The sequence below is a fragment of the Streptomyces sp. NPDC047108 genome (assembly GCF_040643575.1).
Classification (GTDB): Bacteria; Actinomycetota; Actinomycetes; order Streptomycetales; family Streptomycetaceae; genus Streptomyces.
Genome location: NZ_JBEYUP010000025.1, coordinates 24,186 through 44,464, shown reverse-complemented (window position 1 = coordinate 44,464; position 20,279 = coordinate 24,186). Strand labels below are relative to the sequence as shown.

Here is a 20,279-nt window from a genome sequence, read left to right as displayed (position 1 = left end):
CACCGGTCGCGGGCCGCGCCCGGAAGCACCGTGCCGCGTCTCCTTCACCGCTTCCCCCGGCAGGGCATACGACCTCCCCCGAAAACGCACGCATCCGTTCCCGGCTCCGCTCCGAAATACGGGGTGAGGGGCCAAGGCCCGCAACCGGAGCGTGGAGGGAAGCGGAATGACGACGCGAGGACGCAGGCGTACGGCCGTGGTCGGGGGTGGGATCGCCGGCCTCACCGCGGCCTACCGTCTGGGCCGCGCCCATGACGTGACGCTCTACGAGGCCGACGAGCGCCTCGGCGGTCACGCGCACACCCACGAGCTGACCTCCCGCGACGGAGCGGTCCGGGCCGTCGACTCCGGCTTCATCGTGCACAACGAGCGGACCTACCCCCACCTCCTGCGGCTCTTCGACGAACTGGACGTGCCCACGCAGGAGACCGAGATGAGCATGTCGGTCCGGTGCGAGGGGTGCGGGCTGGAGTACGCCGGGGCCCGCGGGCCGCGCGGCCTCTTCGCCCGCCCCGGTACGGCCGTGCGCCCCTCCTATCTGCGCATGCTGAGCCAGGTCCCGCGGTTCCACCGGCGGGCCCGCGCCCTGCTGCACTCCGGACCGCACCAGGGCTCGGGCACGGACGGGGGCACGGACGGCACCGAGACCCTCGGCGCGTTCCTGAGCCGCTGCGGCTTCGGCCCCTACTTCACGGCACACTTCGCGATCCCGCTCGTCTCCGCCGTCTGGTCCTGCCCGCCCGGTACGGCGCTGCGCTACCCCGCCCGGTATCTGTTCCGGTTCCTTGATCACCACGGGATGCTGTCGGTCGGCGGGTCCCCGCAGTGGCGCACGGTCTCCGGAGGGTCCGCGGAGTACGTCCGGCGGGTCCGCAAACAGCTCGCCGCCATACGCCTGTCGGCCCCCGTCCGCGCGGTCGCGCGGCAGCGGGACGGCGTACGGATCACCACCGCTGACGGTGCCTCGGCCACGTACGACTCCGTCGTCGTCGCCGTCCACGCCGACCAGGCGCTGCGGCTGCTCGCCGACCCGACCGAGGCCGAACGCCGCGTGCTGGGCGCGTTCGGCTACTCCCGCAACCGGACCGTGCTGCACACCGACAGCGCGCTCCTGCCGCGCAGCAGCGGCGCGCAGGCGTGCTGGAACTATCTGCTCCCGGACTGCCGGGCGTCCGGGGCGCAGGTCCGGGTCAGCTACGACATGAACCGTCTGCAGCGCCTGGACGCCCCGGAGACCTACGTGGTGACGCTGAACGGCGACGACCGTATCCGGCGCGACCGTGTGCTGGCGGAGATGACGTACGAACATCCCCTCTACACCCCGCAGTCGGTGGCCGCCCAGCGCGAACTGCCCGGCCTGTCCGGCCCGGTGACGGCGTTCGCCGGGGCCTACCACGGCTGGGGGTTCCACGAGGACGGCTGCCGCTCCGGGGTCGAGGCGGCCGCGGCACTGGGGGTGATCGCATGAGTCCCCGCGCACCGGCCCTGTACCGGAGCGTCATCACGCATGTGCGCGCCGGGGACACCCCGTACGGCCTGCGGCACCGCACGTACCTGTGGCTGGTGGACCTCGACGCGCTGCCGCGGCTGCCCGGTCCGCTGCGCTGGCTCGCGCGCTTCGATCCGCGCGACCACTTCGGAGGGACGGCCGGGACGATCCGTGAGGGGCTGGACCGGTTCCTTGCCGCGCACGGGGTGGAGACGGACGGCGGGCGGGTGCTGATGCTGGCGCACGCCCGTGTGCTCGGGTACGTCTTCAACCCCCTGTCGGTGTACTGGTGTCACGGCCCGGACGGAGCGCTGCGCTGCGTGGTGGCGGAGGTGCACAACACCTACGGGGGCCGGCACTGCTATCTGCTGGGGCCCGAGACGGCGGACTCCCCGGCCCGCACGTCCAAGGAGTTCTACGTCTCGCCGTTCCTGCCTCTGGCCGGCGACTACCGGATGCGGCTGCCCGAGCCGGGCGAACGGCTGGGGATCTCCGTCCACTTGGAGGGGGCGGGCGCGCGGCGCCTGACCGCCACGGTCCGTGGCACGCGCGGGCCCGCGACCCCGTCCGCCGTCCTGCGGGCCGCCGTCCGGCACCCCTGGTCCACCGCCGCCGTCTCGCTCGGCATCCGGCTCCACGGCATCCGCCTGTGGCTGCGCGGCCTGCCGGTCCAGCCCCGTCCACGGCACGAACCTCAGGAGGGTATGCAGTGAGCACCCGTACGTCCCCCGCCGGCGCGACGGCCGGGTCGCCGATCGACGCGGTCCGCTGGCCCGATGTCGCCACGGTGCCGGCCTGTTCGGCCGTCCGGGCCGCCGTCGCGCGGCGGATCGTCCGGCACGCGTTCCACCGGCTGCCGTTGCGGGTGCGGATGGGACAGGACCCCGTCCTCGGAACGGGCGGGCCGGAGCTGCGCGTTGACGATCCCGCGTCCTTCGAGCGCCGTATCGCCACGGGAGGGCTGATCGGATTCGGCGAGTCGTACATGGCCGGGGAGTGGGACTCCGGCGACCTCGTCGGGGTGATGACGGTACTGGCCCGGCACGTGAGCACCCTGGTGCCGCCGCCGCTCCAGCGTCTGCGCCGCCTGTGGGCCGTGGCGCAGCCCGCGGCCCACCGCAACACCCCCGACGGTGCGCGCGCCAACGTCCACCACCACTACGACCTGTCCAACGAGCTGTTCGCCGAGTTCCTCGACGAGACCATGACCTACTCCTCCGCGGTCTTCGGCAGGCTGCCCGCGGACCCGGCGCAGCTCGTCCCCGCCCAGCACCACAAGATCGACCGACTGCTGGACCTGGCCGGTGTGGGCCCTGGTACGCGCCTGCTGGAAATCGGCACCGGCTGGGGCGAGTTGGCGATCCGTGCGGCCCGGCGGGGCGCCCGGGTCCGCTCGCTGACCCTCTCGGACGAGCAGCGCGAGCTGGCCCGGCTCCGCATCGAGGAGTCGGGGTTCGCGGACCGCGCCGATGTGCAGCTGTGCGACTACCGCGAGGCCAGGGGCTCGTACGACGCGATCGTGAGCGTCGAGATGATCGAGGCGGTCGGGGCGGAGTTCTGGCCGGTGTACTTCACGGCGCTGGACCGGCTGCTCGCGCCGGGCGGCCGGGTCGCCCTCCAGGCGATCACGCTGCCGCACGACCGGATGCTCGCCACGCGCGACACGCACACATGGATCCAGAAGTACATCTTCCCCGGCGGGATGATTCCCTCCGTGCGTGCCATGGACGAGATCACCCGCAGCCACACCCGTCTGCGCATCGCCCGCCGCGACGCGTTCGGCCCCCACTACGCGGAGACGCTGAGGCTGTGGCGGGAGCGGTTCGCCGAGGGCGACGCCCGGGTGGACGGGCTGGGCTTCGACACGACGTTCCGGCGGATGTGGACTCTCTATCTCGCCTACTCGGAGGCGGGGTTCGCGGCCGGGTACCTCGACGTCGAGCAGATCCTTTTCACCGAAGCGGGCTCCACGGAAGCGGACCGGTTCCCGGCCCGAGCCGCCGGAAGGACCGATGAGGGCGGTGGTTCCCGGTGAACGTGTTCGGCTCCGGTTTCGCCTGGAACGCCTTCGCGCTCAATCTGGCGGTGGCGGCGGGCGCGGCGTTCTCCGTCGTCCTCGTCGCCTTCCTGGTGGCGCTGCGCGTGAAGATGCACCGGATCGTCGACATCGCGTGGGGCCTGGCCTTCGCCGCCGTCGCCCTGGCCTCGTACGGGATGTCGGCCGGGTACGGCGACGACGGGCGGCGGCTGCTCGTCACCCTCCTCACCGTGGTCTGGGGGCTGCGGCTGGCCGGGCATCTCGCCTGGCGCGGGCGCGGGCAGGGCGAGGATCCGCGCTACGAGCGGCTGCTGGGCAGGGCATCGGGGAACCGCACCTGGTACGCGTTCCGCATCGTGTATCTCCTGCAGGGCGCCCTGGTGTGGCTGGTGTCACTGCCGGTCCAGGCGGCGGCGTACGAGACCGGTGCGATGAGCTTCCTCGCATGGCTGGGCACCGCGCTGTGGCTGCTCGGTCTCACCTTCGAGACGGTCGGCGACCGTCAACTGGCCCGGTTCAAGGCCGATCCGGCGAACCGCGGCCGGCTGATGGACCGCGGCCTGTGGTCCTGGACCCGGCATCCCAACTACTTCGGCGACTTCTGCGTGTGGTGGGGGATCTTCCTCGTCGCGTGCGACGCCCCGGCAGCGGCCGCTGCGACGGTCATCGGCCCGCTGGTGATGTCGTTCCTGCTGATCGGCGGCAGCGGCAAGGCGCTGATGGAGCGCCATATGGCCGAGCGGCCCGGGTACGCCGCGTACCGGGCGAGTACGAGCGGCTTCTTCCCGCGGCCGCCGCGGGGTCCGCGGGAGGGGGACACGGAGGCGGGCTAGGAAGCAGGGCGGGCGCCGTGGGCCCCAGCGGACCTGCCGCTGGGGCGCTTCGACGGGATCGGGCCCGGCTCAGGCGCTGACCTGCCGGCCTGGCGACAGCTCCCTGTCCGGGCGGGACCACGCGGTCATCCCTACTTGCAGTCGTTCCAGGCCTTCGCCAGCTCCTTCGGTATCTCCTTGACCGTGGTGCAGCCCGTGGCCTGCTCCAGGGCGCCGGAGGCGATGAACATCCACTCCCCGTCCTGGATGGTGAAGTACTTCATGGTGGCCCCTTCGTCCTGCATGGCGACTCCTTCCTTCTCGGAGTGGCCCGGCGTCACCTCGAAGGTGGTGCCGGCGAACTCGTTGCCGCACTCGCCGTAGTAGAAGGAGCCGGGAGTCGGCTGGATGTGCTTGAAGACGGGGAAGGCCTGGCGGTAGGCGTCCGTCACCGCCTTCTTCACCTCGGCGGACGCGACGAGCTTGCGGCAGGAGTCGTCCCCTCCGGACGAGCCGCCCGAGGTCTCCCCGCCGGTGCTCCCGGAGTCCCCCTTGCCGGCCGAGGAGTCCGAGCCCGACGAGCCCTTCGAGTCCGAGCCCTTCGAGTCCGAGGCCGAGTTGGAGGAGTCCGAGGCGGACGATTCGTTGTCGTTGCAGGCGGGCAGGGTGGCCAGGGCCCCGGTCAGCAGGACGGCGGCGATCAGGCCACGGGAGCGGGAAGTCACGGTAATACCTCGTTCAGGTGCAGTCCGGCCGGAGACCCGGCCAGTGGTCGTTGCGGGTCCGGCGGGTGTGCCGGACCCGGGATCGCCACGACGATCCGAGAAGTACACGCGCCAGTCGCGCAAAGGTTGCCTGGGACGGAGAAATCTCTTGTCGATTCCCCGGCGACGGTGCCGCGCCCGCCGGGTCGGCGGCTCTGCGGGCGTGGCCGAGCGGCGGCGGCTCTGCGGGCGTGGCTGAGCGGCGGCGCCTCTGTGGGCGCGGCTCAGTGGCGGCCGCTCAGCGGACGACGAGCGAGGAGACGAGTTCCTCGGCCAGAGGCACGTCGCGGGAGTCGAGGCGCATGGCGCGGATGCTGATCTCGTGGCGGGGGATCCACCAGAGGCGAGCGGTGAACTCCTGGCCGCTGCGGCAGGTCACCCGCCAGGCCCGGTAGGCGACCCGCTGACCGGAGACCTGCAAAGTGTCCCGTTCGACCAGCCGGCTGTCGGTCATGGGGCTGTTGCTGTCCGGCTCCCCTTTCTCGGTCCAGCAGTTCAGCAGCGCCATGGGCCAGTTGTCCTCGTCCATGGCTCCGCTCTGGTCCCCCGTCCGCGTCGCGACCTGAATCCCCGTGGCCCAGCAGGGATCCATGTCATGCCGGACGCCGGGAGGCTGTACGCAGGCCTGGCCCCCCCTTTCGGGCTGCCAGGCCTTCCAGCCGCGGGGTACCCGGAAGCTCACGCCGCGCAGATCGACCTGCTGGGACGGGGTCACCGACGCGGGCCTTTCCTGCTCGGCGAGCGGGTGGGGGAAGGTGACGACGGCGACGATCGCGAGGAGCGCGGCGGCCACGGCCGCTCCGAGGGCCGGCAGCGGCCGCGGCCACCGCCGGGCCTGGCCGGCCTCCAGGGGCCGCAGCGACTGTGCGGTCACCAGCGCCGATCTGGCGGCGAGGGCGGCTCTCAGCCGCTCCTCCAGTTCCGCCGTCTCCGGCGACTCCCGCTTCATCGGATCCTCCATCGGGCCTCGAGCCTTCACCCTCCCGCCCGGCGGACGAACGGTCAGTCCTCCAGCCGCTTCCGCAGTGCGGCCAGCGAACGGTGGGCCATCGACTTCACCGCTCCCTTGGAGATGCCCATCGTCTCGGAGATCTCCGCCTCCGAGAGACCTGCCCAGTACCGCAGCACCAGGATCTCCCGCTGACGGGGAGCCAGCAGGCGCAAGGCGGCCAGCATGTCCCGGTGTTCGTCGGCCAGCAGGGCCGTGTCCTCCGCGGAGCGGGCGTGGTGCTGCTGCTCCGGGCGGAACGCGTCGGCCACCCGGCGCCTCCGCAGCACCGACCTGGCCCGGTTGACCACGGCCCGCCGCAGATACGGCACCTTGCTCGTGCTGCCATCCAGCGCACGCCATCTGCGGCACACCGCGGCGAACGCGTCCTGCACCACGTCCTCGGCCGTCGCGTGATCGCCGACCAGCAGCACGGCCAGCCGTACGAGGGACAGCCGGTGGGTCCGGTACAAGTGCCCGAGCGCGTCGTCCTCGGCCTCGGCCGCGGCCTCCGCGGGCCGCAGCGTCACCAGGCCCATGTCCTCGAAGCCCTCGACGTGCGGCAGGAGGATCAGAGGCGCGGGCACACGGAGTCCCCGCAGCACCCGCTGCCATGCCATCTTCCACAAAGCTCCCTCCCGGGATGCTCTCGGCCACCTCCAGTCCCTCGGGGAACGTAGACAGCGGAAGATCGCGCACAAAAGAGAAAGCTCTACTCAACTCCTGCCGGGGGCCTGGACAGTCCATGCGGAGCGTGCTCCTCCGGCGCGGATCGGCGCTCGTACGCGGCGCGTTCGGGACCGTACACGCCCCGTGCCGGACCGTTCGCCAACCCGCGCCGTGTCAGCCGCAGTTGCCGGGGAGGTACGTCACCTGGGGCGCGCCGGTCCGCGGGTGGACCACGACCTCGGCCTCCACGCCGTACACCCTCCTGAGCAGGTCCGGGGTCAGTACCTCGGCGGGCGGGCCCGAGGCCGTGACCGCGCCGTCGCGCAGGACGTAGAGGCGGTCGCAGTGGAACGCGGCCAGGTTGAGGTCGTGGAGCGCCACCAGCACGGTGGCCGGCAGCCGCCGCAGGATGCCGAGGACGTCGAGTTGGTGACGTATGTCGAGGTGGTTGGTCGGTTCGTCGAGCACGAGCAGCGACGGCTCCTGGGCGAGGGCGCGGGCGATGAGGACCCGCCGCCGTTCGCCGCCGGAGAGACGGTCGAAGGGGCGGTCGGCGAAGCCGGTGGCGCCGACGGCTGCGAGGGCCCCGTCGATGAGCCGGGCGTCCTCCGCGGTGTCCCCGGCGAGCAGCTTCTTGTGCGGTGAGCGGCCCATGGCGACGACCTCCCGCGCGGTGAGATCGATGTCCCCGCCCCCCTCCTGCACGACGGCGGCCACGGTGCGGGCGAGCCGGCGGACGGGCAGGGACCAGGCATCTGTTCCGTCGACGCGCACCCTCCCCGCCTCGGGGCGCAGCACGCGGTAGACGGCGCGCAGGAGGCTGGACTTGCCGCTGCCGTTGGGGCCGACGAGGCCGATCACCTCGCCGGGCCGGGCGGTCAGCGAGACGTCCTGGACGAGGTGGTGTGCGCCGGCGGTGAGCGTGACGCCCTCGACGGCGAGTTCGGTCGCGCTCATGCCACTCCCCGCTCGGTTCCGCGGCGGGCGTCCCGGCGCATCAGCCACAGGAAGAACGGTCCTCCGCACAGCGCCGTCAGCACGCCGACGGGGATCTCCATCGGTGCGGCGATCGTGCGCGCCGCGATGTCGGCCCAGACCAGGAAGACGGCCCCGGCCAGCGCGGCCGTGGGCAGGACCCGACGGTGGTCGCCGCCGACGAGTAGGCGCACGATGTGCGGCATGATCAGGCCCACGAAGCCGATCGGCCCGGCCGCGGCGACCAGCACGCCGGTGACCAAGGACAGCAGGACGAACATCCGGACGCGGAACCGGGCGACGTCCAGTCCCATCGTGGTGGCGGCCTCCTCCCCCGCCAGCAGCAGGTTGAGCGACCGCGACTGGACGAGCAGGACGCCGATGCCCAGCACGAGTCCTGCCGTGGGCAGCCACAGCGTCTGCCACCGGACGCCGCCGAGACCGCCGAGGGTCCAGGAAAGGATCTCCCGGGCCTGGTTGCCGCGGTCAGCGGTGAGCAGCAGCAGATGCATCACGGCGGTGAGGACCGCGGCGACCGCCACCCCGGACAGCACGAGGCGTACGGAGGTGATGCGTCCGCCGGCGCGGGCGGTGACGTACACGAGCAGCAGGGTGAGCAGCGCGCCCGCGAAGGCGGCGACCGACAGGGACACGGGGCCGAACAGGCTCAGCCCGAAGACCACCACGACCACGGCCCCGAGCGACGCCCCCGAGGAGACGCCCAGCAGATACGGCTCCGCGAGCGGGTTGCGTACGAGTGCCTGCATGGCGGTGCCGACGACCGCGAGCCCCGCACCCACGACGGCCCCGAGCAGCACTCGGGGCGCCCGTACGGTCAGGACGATCGTCTCGCGCGCCGGGGACGCGACCGGTTCCGGGCCCAGGTCGGCGCCCAGCGCGTGCGCGACGATGCTCCACACCTCGCCGGGCGGCACGTGCACCGAGCCGATGCCCAGGCCCGCGGTGAGCGAGACCAAGAGCAGACCGCCGAGGACGGCAACGGTCAGCGCGAACGTGCGCCCGCGTCCACGGTGTCGGGGGCGGGCGGCCCGTACTGCGGTGGCGGGGGCGGCGGCCTGCGGCGGGGCCGTCACCGGAACCTTCCGGGGTGCAGGGCGCGCGCCAGGTCCTCGACGGCGTACGGCGGGCGGACCCCGACGAGGGTCGAGGTCAGCGGCACCACCACGAACCGCTTGTTCTTCACCGCCGGGACGTCGGCGAGGGCGGGCTGCGACAGCAGGAACTTCTTCTTCCGCTCGACGCTTCCGGCGCCCGCGTAGTCATAGATGGCGATGACCTCGGGCCTGCGGTCCACGACCTGCTCCCAGGACACGTCGCCGAAGACCTCGTCGAGGTCGGAGAAGACGTTGCGGCCGCCGGCAAGGCGGATGATCTCGGTGCCCAGGCCCTTGCCGCCGGCGGTGAACGCCGCCTTGTCGCCGCTGTCGTAGACGAACACCGGCACGTCGGAGGCTCCCTCGAGGGCGCGCTGCGTCCGGTCGATGCGCCGCTCGAGGCCGGAGACCAGTGCCTCGGCCCGGTCCCGGACGCCGAAGATCTTGCCGATGGTGCGGATCTCGGCGTAGGTGTCCTCCATGGACAGCTTCTTCTTCGAGCCGCAGTACTCGCGGTTGAGGTAGGTGGAGATCCCGGCGTCGGCGAACGCCGTGCGGGAGCGGCCCTCGTTCTCGGCGAACGCGCTGCCGTAGCCCCCGTAGACGAAGTCCGGTTCGGCCTCCAGCACGGTCTCGAACGACGGCTCCTTCTTTGCCAGTTCGGGGACGGCCTCGAAGTCCTTCCGGTACTGGGGCAGGACGGCCGAGTCCGGGTAGGCGGTGCCCACCATCCGGTCCTTCAGCCCGAGGGCGAGCATCAGCTCCGCGGGGTGCTGGTGGATGGTGACCACCCGGGACGGCGGTTCGCGGTGCGTCGTGCGCGTACCGCAGTTGTCGACGGTGACCGGGAATCCCTTCGCCGCCGGTGCGGACGCCTTGTCGCCGGCGTCGCCCTGGGAGGAGCCGCATCCGGCGAGCAGGGTCGCGGACAGGGCGACGGCCAGGGACACCGCGACACGCGTGAGGCGGCGGGGGCATGGGCGTGGGCGGGCGGGGGACGTGGGCAGGGGACGGGGCATGCCGTCGTACACGTAGAGCCTCCTGGGGAGTCCGCGCTCCTCGGAACGGGCCCGCGACAGGCCAGTGTCCTGACTCCCGGATCAGCGTGTGCCCCGGCCTTCCCGCGCGGAGCGCGGTGGCCGTGTGCACGGGGTCCACTCCCCGGTCACAGTGGCGGGACCGTGCCGGATTCGCACCGGCTTCCTGTCTCCCGTCGCGGTGATGACCAGGCGATATTACGTTCCTTTGGTCCGGAGGTGAAAGGGCGTGCGGATGTGATCCCTCGCGCGGTCCGGGACACCGCGCACCTCAACAGGCCCGGATCCAGGGCCGGTTCAGGCCCTCGACCGACGAACGCGCCAAAAGCGGAGGGTCCGCACGGTGTGGCCGGCGACACGGTGCGGGATCCGGCAAGGGGCCCTGCGACGCCGCGGTGCGGCCCGCGGACGGTGGAGCCGGGGGACCCGGCAGAATGCCGGGCATGCCCAAGGTGCCGAACATGCCGACCGCCGACGCGCTCACCCAGGTCTCCGCCATCGGCCCGTACTTCGCGGTGGCCTGCGGACCGCGGCCCGACGACGCCGGTTTCCGGCCGCTCACCGACCTGTACGAGGACGCGGCGGCACAGGCCGGCTACGTGACGACGATCGAACGGCGGCTCGGGACCGGCGGCCCACGCGTCGCCGCCTCCACCCTGCACATCGGCACGGCCGCGCGCCTGTGGTCGATCGCCCTGGCGACCGCCGCCCTCACCGGCCGCGTGCCGGACCTGGCGCCCGAGCGGCTGTGGTGGCGTACGCCCGAGTCCGGCCCCGTCGACCTGTGGCTGCGGGAAGTCCCGGCGCTCGCCGGAGGCGAGCTGTCCGAGGGCCTGTACGAGACCGTCCTGGTCCGCAATCTGCTGCCGCTGGGCGATGCCCTGCGGCAGCGGTACGGGCTGTCGGCGCGGATCCTGCCGGGCAACGCCGCCTCCGCGCTGATCGGCGCCGTCCCGCGTGCTGACGGCCCACGTCCCGGACGCGCCCGTGCCGCCGCTCCCGCTCGCCACCGCGCTGCTGGGCAGGGAACCCCTCGCAAGCGCCGGTGAGTTGACCCTGGCCCCCTTCACGTACCGCCGCCGCAGCTGCTGTCTCTACTACAAGGTCGACGGGCGCGGCCTGTGCGGCGACTGCGTGCTCCACGACCGGGGCGGGCGCGGACGCGGCACCGGCCCCGCCCGCGGCGCGAACTCCTAGCGGCGCGGAGCCAGTTCGGTGGCGTCCCGCTTGAAGGCCCACTCCATCGTCGGCTCCATGGTGAAGCGGAAGACGCGGCGTACGGGTGGCGTGCACAGCACCGTGATGAAGGCGGCGGCGAAGACGGTGACCGTGATCTCACCCTCCGGGGTGTGCAGCCACGGCAGGTCGTACCAGTCCCAGAAGCGGGACCCCTTGGCCAGGAAGCCGTGCAGCAGATAGCCGTAGAGGGTGCCCGCTCCCAGGGCGGTGAACCACATGCGCCGTTTGGGCACCCAGGTGAGGAAGCAGGCGACCAGCACCATCGAGCAGCCGAAGAGCGCGACGGTCATGACCGCGCCGCTCCAGGCGGGGGCGCCCAGTTCCTGTGCGCTGTCCCGCCGGTAGAACCAGACGGCGTTCATCCGCGGGGCCGCCCAGTACGCGACGGCCATGGCCATGGCGAAGACCGGAACGGACAGCGTCTTGATCTCCCTGCGGCGCAGAAGCTGAAGATGCTCCGGTCGCAGGAAGAGTCCGACGACGAAGAACGGCAGGTACTGCAGGATGCGCTGCAGGTCGAGGTCGTCACCGATGTCGGGCGAGACGGTGGCGAGGACGGCGATGGCCAGGGCGACGGGAACCGGCCACCGGATCATCCTCCACAGCGGCGTGGTCAGCCGCCATACGAACAACGCGGCCAGGAACCAGGTGAGATACCACGGGTCGAGCAGACTGATCGGGTAACCGGGGTCGGGATCGGCATAGCGTTTGAAGAGCGAGTACGCCACTTCGAAGACCACGTAGGGCACGGCGATGCCGGTGACGAGCCGCTTGAGCTGAGGAACCGTCATGCTGAAGCTGCGCGAGAAGTAGCCGGAGACGAGGACGAACGCCGGCATGTGGAAGGTGTAGATGAAGATGTAGAGCGCCGCGGCCGCCCGACTGTCGCCTCGCAGGGGCTCCCAGGCGTGGCCGCACGCGACGAGGACGATCGCCAGATACTTGGCGTTGTCGAAGAAGGGGTCGCGCACCTTGACCGGACGTCCGGCGTCCTGCCCGGGGCCGCTGCGGGCCGCGCTGCCTCCGCCGGTCCCCTGAGTACGGGCGGCCGGGGTCCGAATGCGGAGTTTCATGGTGCTGGCGGAGTCGTTTCCGCCCGGCCGGTCGGTCACACGCCCACCCGCCCCGTACGGCACGGTGCGTTCACGTGCAGGACGGCACGCCGGCAGCCAGGGGCCGAGCGGACCGTCCACGGCGCCCTCGCGGCGCCGCCTTGCGCAGGTGCGTGCACTTCCCCGAGCCCTCCGTTCCGGTGAATGCGAGACATGTCGCGCGTACCCGCGAAGTGGAGGGAAACGCCTGAGGTTTCCGTCACACCAAGCCCTGCCCGCCCGGCCGCGCGGGCGGGCGCAGCAGGTCAGGCGGGCGGAGCCGGGCAGGAGTGCAGGGGGCAGGAGGGCTGGGGGCAGGGCAGACAGGACCGCCGTTCAGCCGACGAGTTCGGCGAGCACGTCCTCCATGGTGACGAAGCCCAGCACGGCCCCCTTGTCGCCCCGGACCGCCGCGAGGTGCGTGCCTGCGGCGCGCATCGCGGTCAGGGTGTCGTCCAGCGGGGTGTCGATCTCGACCGTGGTGATGGGCCTGAGCGCCGAGCGCGGATACGGCTTCGTCCGGCCCTGCACGCCCAGGGTGTCCTTGATGTGAAGGTAGCCGAGCAGCGTGCCGCCCGGACCGGTCACGGGCAGGCGGGAGAAGCCGGCAGTCGCGGCGGCCCGTTCCAGTTGCTCGGGCGTGACCGTGTGATCCACGGTCACCATGCGCTGGTGCGGCACGAGAACCTCGCCGACGGGCCGGTTCCCCAGCTCCAGCGCGTCCCGCAACCGCTCGCCGTCCGTGGGACCGAGCAGACCGGCCTGGCTGGAGTCCTGGACGAGCCGGAGGAGTTCGTCGTCGGTGAAGACGGACGCCACCTCGCCCTTGGGCTCGACGCGCAGCAGCCGCAGTACGGCGTTGGCGACCGCGTTGATGCCGAAGATCACCGGCCGCAGCGCCAGGGTGAGCGCGACGAGCGAAGGCCCCAGCGCCAGGGCGGTACGGGCGGGCGCGGCGAGGGCGATGTTCTTCGGCACCATCTCGCCGACCAGCATGTGCAGATAGGTCGCGGCCGTCAGGGCGATCACGAACGCGATCGGGTGCACCAGCGCGTCCGGGACGCCGAGGGCCTCGGACGGGGGCTCCAGAAGGTGGGCGATGGCCGGTTCGGCGACCGCGCCGAGCACCAGCGAGGAGACGGTGATGCCCAGCTGAGCCGTCGCCATGACCGCGGAGAGGTGCTCCAGGCCCCACAGCACGGTGCGGGCCCGCCGGTCGCCCTGGTGAGCTCCGGGCTCGATCTGGCTGCGGCGCACGGCGATCAGGGCGAACTCGGCGCCGACGAAGAAGGCGTTGGTCAGCAGCGTCAGGCCGCCGATGAGGAGTTGCAGCGCGGTCATCGGGCGTCCTCCTCCACCTGCTGCTGCTCCCCGGCGGTCTCTCCGTCAGCGGGTGCGGGTGCGGTCACGCGGACCCGGTCGGCGCGGTGGTGGCCGATGCGCAGGACGGCGAGCTGCCAGCCCTCGACGTCGATGCGGTCGGAGACGGTGGGTATCCGCTCCAGGCGCGCGGCGATGAGTCCGGCCAGCGTCTCGTACGGTCCCTCGGGTGCCGCCAGGCCGATGGCGGCGAGCCGGTCCAGCCGGACGCTGCCGTCGGCCTCCCAGACGGCGCGGCCGTCGAAGGCGGGTTCGGCGGGACACAACTCCGGTTCCTCGTCCGGGTCGTGCTCGTCGCGGACCTCGCCGATGACCTCCTCGACGATGTCCTCCACGGTGGCGACGCCGGCCGTCCCGCCGTACTCGTCGACGACCACGGCCATGGTGCGGTGGCTGCGCATCCGCTCCAGGAGCCGGTCGACGGGCAGGGTGTCGGGGACGAGCAGGGGCGCGGTCATGAGCCGGGTGACCGGGGTGCGCGGGCGCTCGGCCGTGTCCAGGGCGAGGACGTCGCGGATGTGGACCGTGCCGATCACCTCGTCGAGGGTGTCCCGGTAGACGGGGAAGCGGGAGAGCCCGGTCGCGAGCGTGAGGTCGGCGGCGTCGGCGGCGCTGGCATGCGCTTCCAGGGCACGTACGTCCACGCGAGGCGTCATCACGTTCTCCGCGTCCAGATCACCCAAGTGCAGGGTCCGGACGAAGAGTTCGGCCGAGTCGGCCTCGATCGCCCCCTCCTTGGCGGAGTGGCGGGCGAGGGCGACCAGTTCCTCGGGGGTGCGGGCGGAGGCCAGCTCCTCGGCGGGCTCCAGACCCATGCGGCGTACGAGGCGGTTGGCCGTGCCGTTCAGGTGGCGGATCAGCGGCGCGAACACCGCGGTGAAGCCGCGCTGGGGACCGGCGACGACCTTGGCCACGGCGAGGGGGCGGGCGATGGCCCAGTTCTTGGGGACCAGCTCACCCACCACCATGAGGACCACGGTGGAGACGGCCACGCCGAGGAAGGCCGCCACGGCGGAGACGGCTCCGGCGGGCAGGCCCACGGCGCCCAGCGGGCCCTCGAGCAGGGCGGCCAGGGAGGGCTCGGCGAGCATGCCGATGACCAGGGAGGTCACGGTGATGCCGAGCTGGGCGCCGGAGAGCTGGAACGTCAGGCGCCGCACGGCCCCCAGCGCCGTCTCGGCACCGGGCTCCCCCGCGGCGGCGGACCGCTCGAGCTCGCTGCGCTCGACGGTCGTCAGGGCGAACTCGGCCGCCACGAAGATCGCACAGGCCAGCGTGAGGGCGAGCGCGAGCAGGAGCAGGAGGATCTCGGTCACCGTGCCACCTCCGCTCCCGGGCTCACCTGGGGCGGGGAGGGGAGGGCACGGCTCGTACTGGGAGGCTCACCCATTGCGGGTCTGCGGCTCCTTCTGGGATCGGGGGACACGGCGGGGCCGTGAGGCACTGGCCCCATAGTAAAGGGAAGGCAAACTGGGGTCGCCTTCGAGGGACGGTCAGCCCCGGACGATGCCGGTCCCTACAGCGGCGGGAGCGCCAGCGCCCGAGGGAGATCGGTCCGGCGGCCGATGCTCAGCTTCTCGTACGAGCGCTGGAGGAGGTTGGCCACCGTGCGGACCGATATCTGCAGGCGGTCGGCGACGTCCTGGTTGCTCATGCCGGTGGCCGCCAGCTCGCACACCTCCCGTTCGCGTCCGGTCAGCGCCCCGCCGCGCGCGGCCCCCGGGAGCCAGGGGGGCCTCTGACCGGTGCAGCGGGAGTTCAACTCCTCGGCGAGGCGGGCCAGTTCGGCGCGGCGCTCCCGGCCCGTCGCCCAGACCGAGGCCGCAAGGACCGCCTCGAGGGCCAGCCCTGAGTAGCCCAGCCGTCCCAACTCATCGCCCACCAGCGCCAGTTCGCCGACATCGCGGCCGGCCAGGGCGCTGCCGTGGCGGGCGAAGAGGGTGAACAGCGGGCTGTCGCAGGACGCCGCGGCCTCCGTCAGGCGGCGGGCCGCCGCGGGGGTCGGCCTCAACCGGCAGCACAGGTACGAGCTTTCGGCCGCTGTGGTCAGCCGGCCCCCGGCGAGATAGCGGTCGGCCAGCCGGTCGGCGAGGTCCGCCGCGAGCCCGAACCGGCCGGCCGCGGCCTCCACGCGCGCCTCGCCCTTCATCAGGTGCTCGCGCAGGCTGGAATCGGGCGGGAGATGGCGTACGGCCCGGGTGAGGACGTCGGCGGCGACGTCGGTGCGGCCCAGCGCCGCGGCGCAGGAGGCGTACTCGGTGACGATGTAGGTCTCGACGGGAAAGATCGTCTGGTCGTTGACCATCGCGTACGCCTCGCGCAGCAGCGGCAGCCCCTCGGCCGGGCGGCCCGCCCAGCAGTAGGCCACGCCGTGGATGAAGGCCACGAGCGTCACCTCGGCGCGGTCGCCGCGTTCGACGGCCTGCCGGTAGTGGCGTGCGGCGGCGGTCAGGGCACGGTCGAGACGGCCGGCCATCACCAGGGCGTAGACCTGGCAGGCGATGGTGGCGCCGCGCATCGAGCCCCACGCGCCGGGCAGGCGGATCGCCCCGCGGTCGAACTCCGAGACGACCTGGGCGGGTCTCCCGCGGAAGGTGAGGGTGTACGCCCGCAGGGGCGCGGAGGCGTTGTCGACCAGCCAGCCGCCGCCCGTACCGGTGTGCAGGGCCGACGGGACGATGCGGTGCGCGGGGCTCTCCCCGTGGGTGAACAGCGCCAGCGCGGTGGTCGCGACGTCGTACTCGGGTCCGCCGTCCCGTGCGTCGCCCAGCACCGCACGCGCACGGTCGGGCCGGCGCAGCCCCCAGAAGAGGTTCAGCGCGCGCAGCGCGGGCGGCCCGTCGTGCGCCGCGAGCAGGTCCTCGGCGCGGGCGGCCAGCCCCTGGGCGACGAGGGCCTGGCCCTGCACGCGGACGGCGTCGGGTCCGTCGGCGGCGGAGGCCAGGCGTTCGGCGAGTGGCGCGTCGCCGCGGGCCAGTGCCGCGCCGGCCGCCTCGACCAGCGCGGCGGAGGGTACGGGGGCTCCGGCGCGCTGCCGCCACAGCACGGGGCGGATCGGGTCGGCCCTGCCCCCGTAGCGTTCGAGCGCCTCGGCCAGGTCCCGGTGGACCCGCCGCGCGCGGAGGGGCCCGGTGCCGGCCCGGACCACCTCGCCGTACAGGGGATGCTTCAGCCCCACCAGCGCCGGGGGCGATGCGGGCGGCGAGGAGACGGACATGCGCCCTGGTCCCTGCGCATCCGGTGTCTCCGTACCGGCGAGCCCGGACCCGGGGGTCTGCCCCTGCGGCTCCCCGGCCGCCGCCGTACCCGCGTCCACGGCCACCGCAGTGTCTGCGTTCGCGGCCACCACCGGACCCTCGTCCTCGGTCACCGGCGGGCCGACATCCACCGCCGGGCCCCCGTCCCCGGGTGCCGCCCGTCCCGTGTCCTCGGGTGCGCAGGTGATCAGTCCGCGTTCGGCGAGGGCGTCCAGCACGGGCGGGTCGACCAAGGCCTCCAGCACCCGCCGTTCGACCGGGCCCGCATGCGCCAGGTACTCCAGCGCCCGCACCTGTTCCGCGGCCAGGACGCCGACGGCCCGGGCCACCAGGTCCCTGAGCCGCGCGTGCTCCCCCACCGGCCCGCGCCACCCCCACACGCCACGGACCCGGTGCAGCGCGCCGGTCTCCGCGCCCGCGCCGAGCAGATGCCGCAGGAACAGCGGGTTGCCGCCGGTCACGCGCCACAGGGCCGCGGCGCTGAGGCCGTCGACCGGACCGCCGAGCACGTGCTCCAGCAGCGTGCCGAAGTCCGCTTCGGGCAGCGCGGTCAGATGCACGGTCTTGAGCGCGACCGAGCGGCGCAGCGCGTCCAGCGCCCCGGTGTCGGCGACCGGGTCGCGCGCGGTCAGCAGCACCGACGCGCCCGCGTCCTCGACCAGCGCGCCGACCAGCGCCGACGAGGCCGTGTCGAGATGGTCGGCGTCGTCCACACCGAGGACGAGACGGCGTCCGCCGGCGCGTGACCGTACGGCGTCGGTGAGGGCCGGCAGCGCCTCGCCTCCGGGGCCGGCGCCGCCGGGGAACCAGTCCGCGGTCGCCAGGAACGGCACGTCGCGGGTGGTCGTACTGCCCCCCGCGGTCAGAACGACCCCGCCACCGGCCGCGCACTCCGCCAGGACGGCCTCGGCCAGGCGCGTCTTTCCCACTCCCGCCTCGCCCGTGACGAGTACGGCGGTGGACGACTGTCCGAGCAGGCCCGCCAGTTCGGCGACCTGACCGGACCGTCCGGTCAAGGGCCACGCGCCTGTGGGGAAGTCGCTGCTCATCGCCCACGAGCCTGGGCCTCCGACGGCGGAAAAGCAATGGTCACGGCTTACTCATGACCCCGTCAGGGCGTGACCACAAAGGTGAGGGAGCCCAAGAGACGGAGCCCGACGGAAGGGCACAGAGACACGGAGCCCGACGGAAGGGCAAAGAGACAAGGAGGCACCATGCGGCGAACAGTCCTCGCCCTCGTGGCGGCGAGCGCGCTGGCCGGGCTCGCGGCCCTGCCTGCCGCGGCCGGGCCTGGACAGCAGGAGGGGAAGGACCGGCAGGCGCAGGGTCAGAGGCAGGAGCGCGGCGGCGGAAAGGCCGCGGCGCAGGAGTCTGCGGTGGTCGCCGCGGCCGGAGACATCTCCGTGAACTGCGGAGAGCCGCGCTGCCCGGACGCCGACACCGCCGAGCTGGTCGAAGGCTGGTCCCCGGACGCCGTCGTGACGATGGGCGACCAGCGCAACGACAGCGCGAGCCTGGAGGACTTCCAGAAGTACTTCGACCCCAACTGGGGGCGCTTCAAGGATCTGATCAAACCCAGCCCGGGCAACCACGAGTACGACGGCGACCCGGAGGCCACCGGGTACTTCGACTACTTCGGCGAAGCCGCCCGTCCTCAGGGAAAGTCCTGGTACAGCTTCGACGTCGGCGGCTGGCACATGGTCTCCCTCAACTCCGAGGAGGACCGCAAGGCAGACGGCGAGCAGGTCCGCTGGCTGGCCGAGGACCTGGCCGCGACCGACAAGCAGTGCGTGATGGCGTACTGGCACCGGCCCAAGTACAGCTCGGGCAGCGGGCACGGCGACTTCCCGAACATGAAGCCGTTCTGGGACGTGCTGCAGGAGCACGGCGCCGATGTCGTGCTCAACGGCCACGACCACGACTACGAGCGCTTCGCTCCGCAGGACGCGGACGGCAACGCGACCGAGAAGGGCATCCGGCAGTTCGTCGTCGGTACGGGCGGCGCGTGGCAGCGGCCGTTCGGCGAGACCCGGCCGAACAGCGAGTTCCGGCTCGCCGACACCTTCGGGGCCCTGAAGCTCACGCTCGAGCCGGGCAGCTTCGCCTGGCAGTTCGTGGACACCGAGGGCACGGTCCACGACGAGGGCGGTCCCACCGCCTGCCACTGACCCGGGCAAGGCCGGCCCGGGGCCCTCGCGGCGGGTGGTGACCGGGGGCGCTCACCGCCCGCACGCCGTACGTACGCCCGCACACCGTACGTACACGCGCGCTGTACGTACGCCCGCGCCGCAGGCCGCACCCGCGCGCCCGCGGACGGGCCCGCGCGGGGACGGAGTCCACGCCGGACACACGCCCCGCACACGCCCGCGCACGGAAGAAGTCCGCCCGCCTCACTGACGGCGACCGGCTCCTCACCCGCGCACCGCCGTGCCGGACAGGGCCGAAAGACCCTCCCGGACACGTTCCCCCCACAGGAGAGTAGGGATGACACTGAGACGCCACATGAAGAAGTTTCTGACCCTGGGCGCCGCCGCCACCCTGGCCGCAGGCGTCGTCGCGACCGCGGGAGCCGCGGAACCGTCGCTGGTCCTGGACTGGGAGAGCGAGGGTCAGCGCACCCTGCCCGACGGGCCGCCGCCGGACTGGGCCAAGGAGTACGACCCGTCGATCCGGCACGACAACGGCGAGCCGCAGGCCCGGATCGCCAAGGCCCCGGACCCGGTACGGGCCGGCGAGTACGCCGCCCGGTTCGAGCTCCGCAAGGACGACCCGGTCATCAACGGCGGCACACGCTCGGAGCTCTCCGGCGACTTCCTCACCGGAGAGCAGTGGTACGGCTTCAGCACGTACCTCAAGGACTGGGACCCCGACCAGGCACCCGACATCGTCACCCAGTGGCACCAGCACTGGGACGTCGGCAGCTCCCCGCCCCTGTCGATCAACACCCGCAAGGGGCACTGGCAGATCAGCCAGAACTGGGAGGACCACCAGGAGCAGACCGACCTGGGTGCGTACGAGACCAACAAGTGGACCGACTGGGTCGTCCATGTGAAGTGGTCCTCGGGCGACGACGGCGTGCTGCAGATCTGGAAGGACGGCAAGCCGGTCCCGGGCTTCGAGAACCGCACGGGCCCGAACAACTACAACGACGACCGCGGCAACTACATGAAGATCGGCATCTACAAGTGGCCGTGGTCGCAGGGCAAGCCGTCCGACACCGACCGCCGCGTGCTCTTCCACGACGAGGTACGCGTCATGGGCGAGGACGGCAGCTACGAGGCTGTCGCCCCCGCGGGCGGCACCCCGCCGCCCGCGGCGGACAAGGCGTCCGGCACCAAGGCGTCGGGCAGCGAGGCGGCCAAGGACAAGGCACCTTCGGAGAAAACCGCGTCCGGCGCCGCGGCGGCCGGTCGCTGACGGGACCG

General features: G+C 72.8%; 18 protein-coding genes and 1 riboswitch. Of the genes, 8 read left to right on the top strand and 10 right to left on the bottom strand.

Going from position 1 to position 20,279, the window contains the following annotated elements:
* The first annotated feature begins 166 nt into the window (after positions 1-166).
* The 4 genes from ABZ822_RS29780 to ABZ822_RS29765 are packed head-to-tail and all read left to right on the top strand — an operon-like array spanning position 167 to position 4,360.
* On the top strand, positions 167-1,468 hold the full coding sequence (locus ABZ822_RS29780; protein ID WP_360860998.1) for an FAD-dependent oxidoreductase: 1,302 nt from the start codon (positions 167-169) through the stop codon (positions 1,466-1,468).
* On the top strand, positions 1,465-2,202 hold the full coding sequence (locus ABZ822_RS29775; RefSeq protein WP_360860996.1) for a DUF1365 domain-containing protein: 738 nt from the start codon (positions 1,465-1,467) through the stop codon (positions 2,200-2,202). Before ABZ822_RS29780 ends, ABZ822_RS29775 begins: the two co-directional genes overlap by 4 nt.
* Positions 2,199-3,524 (top strand): class I SAM-dependent methyltransferase, encoded by a 1,326-nt coding sequence (locus ABZ822_RS29770; protein ID WP_360860994.1) that lies wholly within the window; start codon positions 2,199-2,201, stop codon positions 3,522-3,524. The genes ABZ822_RS29775 and ABZ822_RS29770 overlap by 4 nt, the downstream gene beginning before the upstream one ends.
* The gene (locus tag ABZ822_RS29765) at positions 3,521-4,360 is read left to right on the top strand and encodes a DUF1295 domain-containing protein (RefSeq protein WP_360860991.1); all 840 of its coding nucleotides are present in this window, start codon (positions 3,521-3,523) and stop codon (positions 4,358-4,360) included. The genes ABZ822_RS29770 and ABZ822_RS29765 overlap by 4 nt, the downstream gene beginning before the upstream one ends.
* Positions 4,361-4,491: 131 nt before the next feature.
* Here the strand turns inward: ABZ822_RS29765 and ABZ822_RS29760 are convergent, their stop codons facing one another.
* From ABZ822_RS29760 to ABZ822_RS29735, 6 genes are all read right to left on the bottom strand, one after another.
* The gene (locus ABZ822_RS29760) at positions 4,492-5,064 is read right to left on the bottom strand and encodes a hypothetical protein (RefSeq protein ID WP_360860989.1); all 573 of its coding nucleotides are present in this window, start codon (positions 5,062-5,064) and stop codon (positions 4,492-4,494) included.
* A 277-nt stretch (positions 5,065-5,341) separates the two neighbouring features.
* Complete coding sequence (locus tag ABZ822_RS29755; RefSeq protein ID WP_360860987.1) at positions 5,342-6,052, bottom strand: hypothetical protein; 711 nt, start codon at positions 6,050-6,052, stop codon at positions 5,342-5,344.
* A 53-nt stretch (positions 6,053-6,105) separates the two neighbouring features.
* Positions 6,106-6,711: a SigE family RNA polymerase sigma factor gene (locus ABZ822_RS29750; RefSeq protein WP_360860985.1), complete on the bottom strand. Its 606-nt coding sequence runs from the start codon at positions 6,709-6,711 to the stop codon at positions 6,106-6,108.
* Positions 6,712-6,934: 223 nt separating this feature from the next.
* Positions 6,935-7,717, bottom strand: coding sequence for an ABC transporter ATP-binding protein (locus tag ABZ822_RS29745; RefSeq protein WP_360860983.1), 783 nt, complete (start codon positions 7,715-7,717; stop codon positions 6,935-6,937).
* Entirely contained in the window at positions 7,714-8,829 is a 1,116-nt protein-coding gene (locus ABZ822_RS29740; RefSeq protein ID WP_360860981.1) for an iron ABC transporter permease, read from the bottom strand. Before ABZ822_RS29740 ends, ABZ822_RS29745 begins: the two co-directional genes overlap by 4 nt.
* Positions 8,826-9,881 (bottom strand): ABC transporter substrate-binding protein, encoded by a 1,056-nt coding sequence (locus ABZ822_RS29735; RefSeq protein ID WP_360860979.1) that lies wholly within the window; start codon positions 9,879-9,881, stop codon positions 8,826-8,828. The genes ABZ822_RS29740 and ABZ822_RS29735 overlap by 4 nt, the downstream gene beginning before the upstream one ends.
* Before the next feature lie 29 nt (positions 9,882-9,910).
* Positions 9,911-10,095, bottom strand: a riboswitch (cobalamin riboswitch).
* 235 nt (positions 10,096-10,330) lie between these two features.
* On the opposite strand from ABZ822_RS29735, the gene ABZ822_RS29730 reads away from it, so the two are divergent.
* Both ABZ822_RS29730 and ABZ822_RS29725 read left to right on the top strand, forming a co-directional pair.
* A complete protein-coding gene (locus ABZ822_RS29730; RefSeq protein ID WP_360860977.1) occupies positions 10,331-10,936 on the top strand; it encodes a hypothetical protein in 606 nt (201 codons plus the stop codon).
* A 1-nt stretch (position 10,937) separates the two neighbouring features.
* A complete protein-coding gene (locus ABZ822_RS29725) occupies positions 10,938-11,084 on the top strand; it encodes a (2Fe-2S)-binding protein (RefSeq protein ID WP_360860975.1) in 147 nt (48 codons plus the stop codon).
* On the opposite strand, the gene ABZ822_RS29720 is transcribed toward ABZ822_RS29725, so the two are convergent.
* The 4 genes from ABZ822_RS29720 to ABZ822_RS29705 form a co-directional block, all read right to left on the bottom strand.
* Positions 11,081-12,199, bottom strand: coding sequence for an acyltransferase family protein (locus tag ABZ822_RS29720; RefSeq protein ID WP_360860973.1), 1,119 nt, complete (start codon positions 12,197-12,199; stop codon positions 11,081-11,083). The genes ABZ822_RS29725 and ABZ822_RS29720 overlap by 4 nt on opposite strands.
* Positions 12,200-12,553: 354 nt before the next feature.
* Entirely contained in the window at positions 12,554-13,558 is a 1,005-nt protein-coding gene (locus tag ABZ822_RS29715) for a hemolysin family protein (RefSeq protein ID WP_360860971.1), read from the bottom strand.
* Positions 13,555-14,913, bottom strand: coding sequence for a hemolysin family protein (locus tag ABZ822_RS29710; protein WP_360860969.1), 1,359 nt, complete (start codon positions 14,911-14,913; stop codon positions 13,555-13,557). Before ABZ822_RS29710 ends, ABZ822_RS29715 begins: the two co-directional genes overlap by 4 nt.
* 200 nt (positions 14,914-15,113) lie before the next feature.
* Positions 15,114-17,903 (bottom strand): LuxR C-terminal-related transcriptional regulator, encoded by a 2,790-nt coding sequence (locus ABZ822_RS29705; RefSeq protein WP_360860967.1) that lies wholly within the window; start codon positions 17,901-17,903, stop codon positions 15,114-15,116.
* A gap of 165 nt (positions 17,904-18,068) precedes the next feature.
* Here ABZ822_RS29705 and ABZ822_RS29700 point away from each other — a divergent pair, with 165 nt between their 5' ends.
* Positions 18,069-19,022, top strand: coding sequence for a metallophosphoesterase (locus ABZ822_RS29700; protein ID WP_360860965.1), 954 nt, complete (start codon positions 18,069-18,071; stop codon positions 19,020-19,022).
* A gap of 316 nt (positions 19,023-19,338) precedes the next feature.
* Positions 19,339-20,271: a polysaccharide lyase gene (locus ABZ822_RS29695; protein WP_360860963.1), complete on the top strand. Its 933-nt coding sequence runs from the start codon at positions 19,339-19,341 to the stop codon at positions 20,269-20,271.
* The last annotated feature ends 8 nt before the right edge of the window (positions 20,272-20,279 follow it).

What these genes read in the sequence shown, in the direction of transcription:
- ABZ822_RS29775 (WP_360860996.1), top strand. Translation starts at nt 1,465, where the DNA reads ATGAGTCCCCGCGCACCGGCCCTGTACCGGAGCGTCATCACGCATGTG.
- ABZ822_RS29705 (WP_360860967.1), bottom strand. Translation starts at nt 17,903, where the DNA reads ATGAGCAGCGACTTCCCCACAGGCGCGTGGCCCTTGACCGGACGGTCC.
- ABZ822_RS29695 (WP_360860963.1), top strand. Translation starts at nt 19,339, where the DNA reads ATGACACTGAGACGCCACATGAAGAAGTTTCTGACCCTGGGCGCCGCC.
- ABZ822_RS29755 (WP_360860987.1), bottom strand. Translation starts at nt 6,052, where the DNA reads ATGAAGCGGGAGTCGCCGGAGACGGCGGAACTGGAGGAGCGGCTGAGA.
- ABZ822_RS29745 (WP_360860983.1), bottom strand. Translation starts at nt 7,717, where the DNA reads ATGAGCGCGACCGAACTCGCCGTCGAGGGCGTCACGCTCACCGCCGGC.
- ABZ822_RS29730 (WP_360860977.1), top strand. Translation starts at nt 10,331, where the DNA reads ATGCCCAAGGTGCCGAACATGCCGACCGCCGACGCGCTCACCCAGGTC.
- ABZ822_RS29715 (WP_360860971.1), bottom strand. Translation starts at nt 13,558, where the DNA reads ATGACCGCGCTGCAACTCCTCATCGGCGGCCTGACGCTGCTGACCAAC.
- ABZ822_RS29780 (WP_360860998.1), top strand. Translation starts at nt 167, where the DNA reads ATGACGACGCGAGGACGCAGGCGTACGGCCGTGGTCGGGGGTGGGATC.
- ABZ822_RS29700 (WP_360860965.1), top strand. Translation starts at nt 18,069, where the DNA reads ATGCGGCGAACAGTCCTCGCCCTCGTGGCGGCGAGCGCGCTGGCCGGG.
- ABZ822_RS29750 (WP_360860985.1), bottom strand. Translation starts at nt 6,711, where the DNA reads ATGGCATGGCAGCGGGTGCTGCGGGGACTCCGTGTGCCCGCGCCTCTG.
- ABZ822_RS29720 (WP_360860973.1), bottom strand. Translation starts at nt 12,199, where the DNA reads ATGAAACTCCGCATTCGGACCCCGGCCGCCCGTACTCAGGGGACCGGC.